Raw genomic sequence first — 4,512 nt, 5'->3', positions numbered from 1 at the left:
GTGTAGGGTGTAGGGTGTGGGGTGTGGGGTGTGGGGTGTAGGGTGTGGGGTGTGGGGAGAATAAATAAAATAATCTCCTGACTCCTGACTTCTGACTCCTGACTCCTGACTCGGAGACTCCTAACCCAATGGTAGATGTTGGATTTTTGCAGAAGTTCTATTTTTCGACAAAGATAAGCAAAAATTATTTATTGACTGCAATAACTTGAGAATATTTAAATTAATATTTTGCAATATTTACAAATTCTTAAGAATTAATTGAGAAAGATTTTTATTTAACAACGATGTTCCAATGGTTACAGCGATTTGATATAATTTCATAATCGGGTATTCTATACTTTTTTGGGCAGCAAAGGTTGAAACCCTTGCCACACCTAGAAGATAATCCCAATTAAGACAGGTAAATGAGTCAATTTCACCCACAACGATGATCTTTTTTTTGTGTAGTTTTATTGCAAAAAAAAAGTTTTTTTGACAAAAAGCACAAAGTATGATAGACCACCAATGGATTTCTAGCCGCAAACAGTAGCTGCTATATTAACTGGTTAAACCGTGTTTTAGGGCAAAACGTACCAATTCCGTGCGACTATTAGTACCAGTCTTGCTAAATAAGCGACTGACGTATTTTTCTACGTTCCTAACGCTGGTTTCTAGACGACTGGCAATTTCTTTATTCATCAATCCCTCCGCTACTAAATCTAAAACACTTTGTTCCCGGGGGGTCAGATCAACTTTAATCGGGGGGGGAGTGGTAGTAAAAGTGTTCTGTTGTCCCACCTGCTGTTTTAATTCCCGGATATCTCGGGCAATTTCTTCTAATCTAGCGTTTTCGCTGGTGGCTTGCAGGGATTGACGACGGCGCTCGATTAAAGACTTGATTAATGCTTCTAATTCTTCGGGATCGAAAGGCTTGGATAAATAAGCATCACAACCAGCATTATAACCCTGAATGCGATCGCTTGTCATCCCCCTTGCAGTGAGAAAAACCACGGGAATTGTCTGAAAACGAGCATCTTCGCGCAATTTCTTCAGAAACTGATAGCCATCCACCTGCGGCATCATAATATCGGAGATAACTAATTCCGGAATTTCTTGATTGAGTAAATCCCAGGCTTCGTTAGCATTACTAGCAGTTCTTACCTCGAATTCATCCCCGTACTGTAGATATGCTTGCACAGATTCACGAACCCCCGGTTCGTCATCCACTAACAAAACTTTCGCAGGTGTGTCCATCAATTTCTCGCAGCGATCGAATATTGTCCGAATCCTATCTTATCAGCTAAGGAGATAGGAGTCAGTAGTCAGGAGATAGGAGTCAGGAGATAGGAGTCAGGAGATTGCTTTTATTTATTCTCCCCTCTCCACACCCTACCCCCCACACCCCACCCCCTACACCCTACACCCCACTTTCCAGATCATCCTCAAGATAGTGACGGTGAGTTAAACTAGCAGATAGAACCAAAAAGTTACAAAAATCACACAATAATTTTACAATCCTTTCACCATTCTTAACAAATCCCGTGACTATTCTCTGCTGGCTCGATCGCATTAGTGCTTCCGATCGCCCCCTGGTGGGGGAAAAAGCTTTTATTGCCAGTGAATTACACCAGCGAGGATACCCAATTATCGGGGGATTTGCCATTTTTAACCGCATTTTTGCGGAATTTTTGGAAACCATCGATAATGCTGACTCGTTTCTGACTGATTTTCCCCAGTCTTCCCTCTATTTAGACGTAGATAACCCAAAAGCTCTGCAATTAGTCGCCAAAGAAAGTCGGCGGGCCATTTTACAAGCGCAAATTCCTCCTCTCTGGTTAGAAGAACTAACGGCGGCCGTGGCACAATTATCCATGGATAGCCTAGTATGGCGCTTTTCCTTACCTGCTCATCTGGCTCGGCGAACTCTCGGTTTATTTTCCGCCCCCATCAGTGGAATTAAAGCAGATAATCTAGAAAATGCCCTAAAACAAGCCTGGGCGGAGTTATTCACCGCCAGAAGTCTATTTTATTGGCGAAAAGTGGGAATTGGTTTAGAAAAAATTCAATTATCTTTACTGGTACAACCATTATTACCAGCCAATTGTGCGGGAAATGTGCTCATTAATGAGGATAACTGGCAAATTCAGGCGGTTTGGGGATTAGGACACAGTTTAGCTAATGGAGAAGTGGCACCGGATACCTATATTATCGATCGCTCCGGTCAATTACGCAGTCGGCAATTAGGCAATAAATCCAGGGCTTATTATCTCAATAGTGACAGTAATCTGCTTGCACCACAATTATTAGCACCCAGTTTACAGGAAAGCTACTGTTTAGATAATTTCGCCATCGATCGCCTTTGTCAACTGGTTCAATCTCTACTAGCGGAAAAACCCAGCTTAACCAGCATAGAATGGCTGATGATGCTAGATGGTCAAATTTATATTCTCAACTGTCACAGTCAGGAAATCACCGCTACTACCTCCAATTATCCCTTAAGAGGATTAGGGGCATCCCCAGGGTTGGCATCGGGAGTGGCAAAAGTGATCAGCAATTTCGACTCCCCAGAGGCAAATTTTCAGGATTGCATTCTGGTTACTACTAATTTACCTCCGAAAAAACTGCCCCATTTACGCCAAATTCGAGCAATGATCACGGAACAGGGGGGATTAACTAGCCATGGAGCCATCTTAGCCCGGGAATTAGCCATTCCTGCCATTGTCGGGGTAAAAAATGCCACAGAAATTATCCGCTCAGGCGAGATAATTTTAGTAGATGGTACGAGGGGAATTATTTCTCTAGCATCTCAGGAACAGATTTCCTTACCCCCAGCACCCCCCAGAGAAACCGACGGGACGGCAATTGCTACCCGTTTGATGGTTAATCTCAGTCAAACTGAAAGTATTGCCAGAATCCGAGAACTGCCTATTGATGGGATCGGTTTATTGCGCTCAGAATGGATGATTTTAGAGTTACTTTCTCAGCGCAATCTAGAAGAATGGTTAACACCAGAGCATCAAGAAGCATTGATCGAGAGATTAAGTGATTTAATCGCACAATTTGCCCTTAGTATCCAGCCTAAGCCTTTATTTTACCGTTCTTTTGATGCTCAACATTCGGCTAAAGACAGTCGGGGAACCCATGGTTATATATTAGATCCGACTCTATTTGATCTAGAATTGCAAGCTTTACGACGGGTACAAACCACCAGCGCCACCAATATTAATTTACTGCTTCCCTTTGTCCGTGGGGTTGAAGAATTTATTTTCTGCCGGCAACGGGTACAATCGGCTTTACTCACTCAAGTCCCTTCTTTCCAATTGGGGATAATGGTGGAAGTACCGGGGGTAATCTTTCAATTGAGGGATTATGTGCAAGCAGGGGTACAGTTAATCGCTATTGGTACTAATGATTTAACTCAATTACTTTTAGGTAGCGATCGAGAACATTTCTCAGAATATTTTAACGCCCGTCATCCCGCAGTCAGGGCAGCTTTAAAACAAATTATCACTCAAGCAAAAGTTTTACAGATTCCCTGTTCCGTTTGCGGCATGGCCATCGTCCAGTATCCTGAACTTATCGATGATCTGATTGCTTGGGGTGTGACTTCTCTTTCGGTGGATACAGAAGCAGTTTTAGCCACTAGAGAGGCAATTGTTCGCGCAGAAAGAAGGTTTTTATTGGAAAATGGCAGATAACCTCGGCATCTCCTATTTGTGACTTTCCCTCACATATTGGTGAGCAGCAGCAGTTATTCAAAGAGGGCGAATGCAATTCGCCCCTATAATAATATGATTGCGCCAGTCGGCGATCAAATCAAGTTTTTGTTAGGAAATATTAAGGGTTTCTCCCAATCAAGACTAGACAGCATTCTCTGAGAAAATAATGTAGGCGCTCATTATAGTTGGGGAAATTTTTCTCGCGAGTTGCCTGAGCTATATTTGCTAGTTCTGTTTCTCTTATCTCTATATTATCCAGCCAACGCTCAAAATCTCCTTTTTCCATGTATTCTTTAAATTTATTGGGATTATCTATAGATAATTCGAGTAATTCTGGGATATTGTTAACGCGTTTTCCTCCACCCTTGTCTAAGTTAAAATAGAAAGGTGGATTATATTGTGGATTTCTACTGTAATTTTTAATTTTATTAAGAAGATTTTTAAAACAATCATTATCATCAATCATTGATTCTACTATTTGATACATTCGTGTAGATTTCACTTCTTGATTTTGAATATGTTCAAATAAATTATTTATTGATAAGTTCATTTAAAAGGTCTGGCTCTTCGGGAATTGTTATGCAAATAATTAACTTAAAATAAAATTCGATGAGAGTACCTACGCCTAAAAGTAGCTGAAATCTATACAGGGAGACACTTACGGCACAAATAAGTTAATACCAAAAGATAGACAATCGAGTTAAAATTTGATATAATAGCCAGAAACCAGAGTATTTTACTTATGATACTTGACAAATTTTTGAACCTACAAGGAACCTGTATTCAAGGCTATCGACACCTAGAAAATATCGGT

At 41.1% G+C, this 4,512-nt stretch carries 3 protein-coding genes; 1 reads left to right on the top strand and 2 read right to left on the bottom strand.

The genetic code is table 11. The features are described from left to right. Positions 1-537: 537 nt before the first annotated feature. Positions 538-1,233 (bottom strand): response regulator transcription factor, encoded by a 696-nt coding sequence (locus tag PN470_RS03015; RefSeq protein ID WP_002737332.1) that lies wholly within the window; start codon positions 1,231-1,233, stop codon positions 538-540. Positions 1,234-1,520: 287 nt separating this feature from the next. Here PN470_RS03015 and PN470_RS03010 point away from each other — a divergent pair, with 287 nt between their 5' ends. Beyond that, the gene (locus tag PN470_RS03010; RefSeq protein WP_271938055.1) at positions 1,521-3,677 is read left to right on the top strand and encodes a putative PEP-binding protein; all 2,157 of its coding nucleotides are present in this window, start codon (positions 1,521-1,523) and stop codon (positions 3,675-3,677) included. A 139-nt stretch (positions 3,678-3,816) separates the two neighbouring features. Here PN470_RS03010 and PN470_RS03005 read toward each other — a convergent pair whose 3' ends face one another. Continuing rightward, positions 3,817-4,248 carry a hypothetical protein gene (locus tag PN470_RS03005; protein WP_271938057.1) on the bottom strand — a complete coding sequence of 144 codons (432 nt, stop codon included), beginning with the start codon at positions 4,246-4,248 and terminating at the stop codon, positions 3,817-3,819. Between the last annotated feature and the right edge of the window lie 264 nt (positions 4,249-4,512).

The sequence above is a fragment of the Microcystis sp. CS-574 genome, assembly GCF_028329095.1.
In the GTDB taxonomy this organism is placed as follows: Bacteria; Cyanobacteriota; Cyanobacteriia; order Cyanobacteriales; family Microcystaceae; genus Microcystis; species Microcystis ichthyoblabe_A.
This window is presented reverse-complemented; position numbering and strand designations above follow the sequence as displayed.